Origin of the sequence: uncultured Streptococcus sp. (assembly GCF_963528215.1) — a bacterium.
Lineage (GTDB): Bacteria > Bacillota > Bacilli > Lactobacillales > Streptococcaceae > Streptococcus.
Window position 1 is genome coordinate 1 of the sequence record NZ_CAURVL010000060.1, and the last position, 2,961, is coordinate 2,961.

Below are 2,961 nucleotides of genomic sequence, written 5' to 3' on the forward strand. Positions count from 1 at the left end.
TCAAACTTGTCACCAGCAAAAAAGAGGGGCTCACCAGTCGTCACATCTACATAAATTCCTTCTTCAAAAGTGGCATTGTAGGCATTTTGGAAAGGACGCTCTGTTGCACTAAGCTGTGTCACCTGGTACTGCTCTTCCGTCAGCTGCTCTTTCAGTTCCTCATCAGTAGGTTTCTCGTACTGACCAGGATCGACCAAGGGCTGATAGGCGTCATTGACATTGATGTGGCAGTAGCCGCCGGGATTTTTCTTGAGATAATCCTGATGATAGTCTTCAGCTCGGACATAGTGGCGCAAAGGCTCTAGCTCAACAGCAATCTTTTGACCCAGCTGCTTTTCCTGCTCAGCAAAGACTTGTTCTATAACTACTCTATCTGCTTCATCTGTATAGTAAACGCCCGTCCGATACTGACGTCCTACATCATTTCCCTGCTTATTGACTGACAGAGGATCAATAACTCGGAAATAATAGAGTAGGATTTCCCGCAGACTGACCCGCTCTTCATCATAAATCAGATGAACCGTCTCTGCATGATCCGTCTGATGAATCAGCTGGTAGTTGGTTGATTCCACCTGGCCATTGGCATAGCCTACTGACGTTTTCTTAACACCTTCAATGCGGGAGAAGTAATCTTCCAAACCCCAGAAGCACCCACCTGCTAAATAAATTTCTGCCATAAAAACACCTCATTTCTTTGCGACTATTTTCTCATAAAAGGAGTCGAAATTATAGCAATTTGATTAGAACTTTCTTCAGAATGATATGAAAAACTGGGTTGCAATCAACATCAACCCAGGCATCTTCTTCATTTCAAATCACAACAACTCTTGTATAGAAGATTACCCCTCAATATACTTCAATTTTCCTCGGAAATCTTCCAGACTTTCATAGCCTTTTTCTTCCATAATAGCCTTGAGTTCTACGGTGATTCGCTCGAAGGCTGCGACTCCTTCTTTATGAAGGGTTGTTCCTACCTGCACCATACTGGCTCCACAGAGGATATGCTCGAAGGCATCGCGCCCTGTCAAGACACCACCAGTACCAATGATTTGGATTTCTGGTTTAAGGCGTTGGTAAAATGCATGGACATTGGCTAAAGCGGTCGGCTTGATGTACTGACCTCCGATACCTCCAAAACCATTTTTCGGACGAATGACCACTGACTCATCTTCTATATAAAGACCATTTCCGATGGAGTTTACACAATTGACAAACTTGAGCGGATATTTGTTAAAAATCGCCGCGGCCTGGTCAAAATGCACGATGTCAAAATAAGGAGGCAGCTTGATGCCTAGGGGCTTTTTGAAATAAGCAAAAACTTCTGATAAAATCTTTTCTGTCGTTTCAAAGTCATAGGCAATCTGTGGCTTGCCAGGGACATTGGGGCAGGAGAGATTGAGCTCAGTAATGCCTTTAAAGTCACTTGCCTGCACTTTCTGAAGAATGGTGTGAGTTTCTTCCGGCGACATACCGACCAAAGAGAGGAAGAAAGTACGATTTGGTTCGCTTTCCTGGAGTTCCAGCAGGTAGTCCAGATAGTAGTCTAAACCATTGTTGGGCAGGCCCATGGAGTTGATTGACCCCAGCGGAACATCCTGATAGCGCGGTTCTGGGTTTCCCGGACGAAATTCCAGCGTCGCCGTCTTGGTCACAAACGTTCCCGCAGCAGAATCTTTGACTTCTGCCAATTCCTCTTTTGTCATGCAGGCAACTCCAGCCGCATTCATTAGGCAGTTATCAAAATCAAAACCAGCAATCTGTGTAGATGTCGAAACCATATAAAACGCTCCTTTTTCTTCTGAAGGCGAGTGCCTTTAGCTCATTTCCCCTATTATATCACCAAACTCCACTTTTTCGTTTTTTTAACCGGCAATTCCTGACTAACGTTCGGAAAACATCAATTTCGATCAGCTATTTTCTGGAATATTTCAGAAAATAAATTGTGGAAATTTTTAGAAAATTCAACTTTTTTCTTTACAAGAGAAAAAAAGTCTGCTATAATGTTCCATGTAATAAAATATGACATCTAAAAGATGCCTGTTTTAAAAATTTAAACACATCCTCGGCACACAAGCTGCAAGCAGCTTCCGACAGGATGGTTTACTATTTTATTTAAAGGAGAATGACAGATGACAACTGCTAAAGAATATATCCAAAGCACTTTCGAGACCGTAAAAGCACGTAACGGACACGAGGCAGAATTCCTTCAAGCTGTTGAAGAGTTTCTCAATACCCTGGAGCCCGTTTTTGAAAAACATCCAGAATACATTGAAGAAAATATCCTAGCACGTATTACTGAGCCTGAGCGCGTTATCAGCTTCCGTGTTCCTTGGGTTGACCGCGAAGGTAAAGTACAAGTTAACCGTGGTTACCGCGTACAATTTAACTCAGCAGTTGGTCCTTATAAAGGCGGACTTCGTTTCCACCCAACTGTAAACCAAGGGATCTTGAAATTCCTCGGATTTGAACAAATCTTTAAAAACGTCTTGACTGGACTTCCTATCGGTGGAGGTAAAGGTGGATCAGACTTCGATCCTAAAGGTAAAACAGATGCTGAAGTGATGCGCTTCTGCCAAAGCTTCATGACTGAATTGCAAAAACACATCGGACCATCACTTGACGTACCTGCTGGTGATATCGGTGTTGGTGGACGTGAGATTGGTTACCTTTACGGTCAATACAAACGCCTTAACCAATTTGATGCTGGTGTCTTGACTGGTAAACCTCTTGGATTTGGTGGTAGCTTGATTCGTCCAGAAGCAACTGGTTACGGTTTGGTTTACTACACTGAAGAAATGCTTAAAGCTAACGGTAATAGCTTTGCTGGTAAGAAAGTCGTTATTTCAGGTTCTGGTAACGTTGCTCAATATGCTCTTCAAAAAGCTACTGAGCTCGGTGCAACTGTCATCTCTGTATCTGACTCAAACGGCTATGTCATCGATGAAAATGGTATCGACTTCG

At 43.1% G+C, this 2,961-nt stretch carries 3 protein-coding genes; 1 reads left to right on the forward strand and 2 read right to left on the reverse strand.

All coding sequences use genetic code 11. From position 1 onward, the window contains the following. Nucleotides 1-677: peptide-methionine (S)-S-oxide reductase MsrA (msrA, locus tag RWS24_RS10755; RefSeq protein ID WP_314367445.1), on the reverse strand; the 677-nt coding region annotated here is incomplete at its 3' end. A 162-nt stretch (nt 678-839) separates the two neighbouring features. Continuing rightward, on the reverse strand, nt 840-1,778 hold the full coding sequence (locus RWS24_RS10760) for a dihydroorotate oxidase (protein WP_314367447.1): 939 nt from the start codon (nt 1,776-1,778) through the stop codon (nt 840-842). A 351-nt stretch (nt 1,779-2,129) separates the two neighbouring features. Here RWS24_RS10760 and RWS24_RS10765 point away from each other — a divergent pair. Continuing rightward, a partial coding sequence (locus RWS24_RS10765; protein ID WP_314367449.1) for a Glu/Leu/Phe/Val dehydrogenase dimerization domain-containing protein occupies nt 2,130-2,961 on the forward strand: 832 nt, incomplete at its 3' end.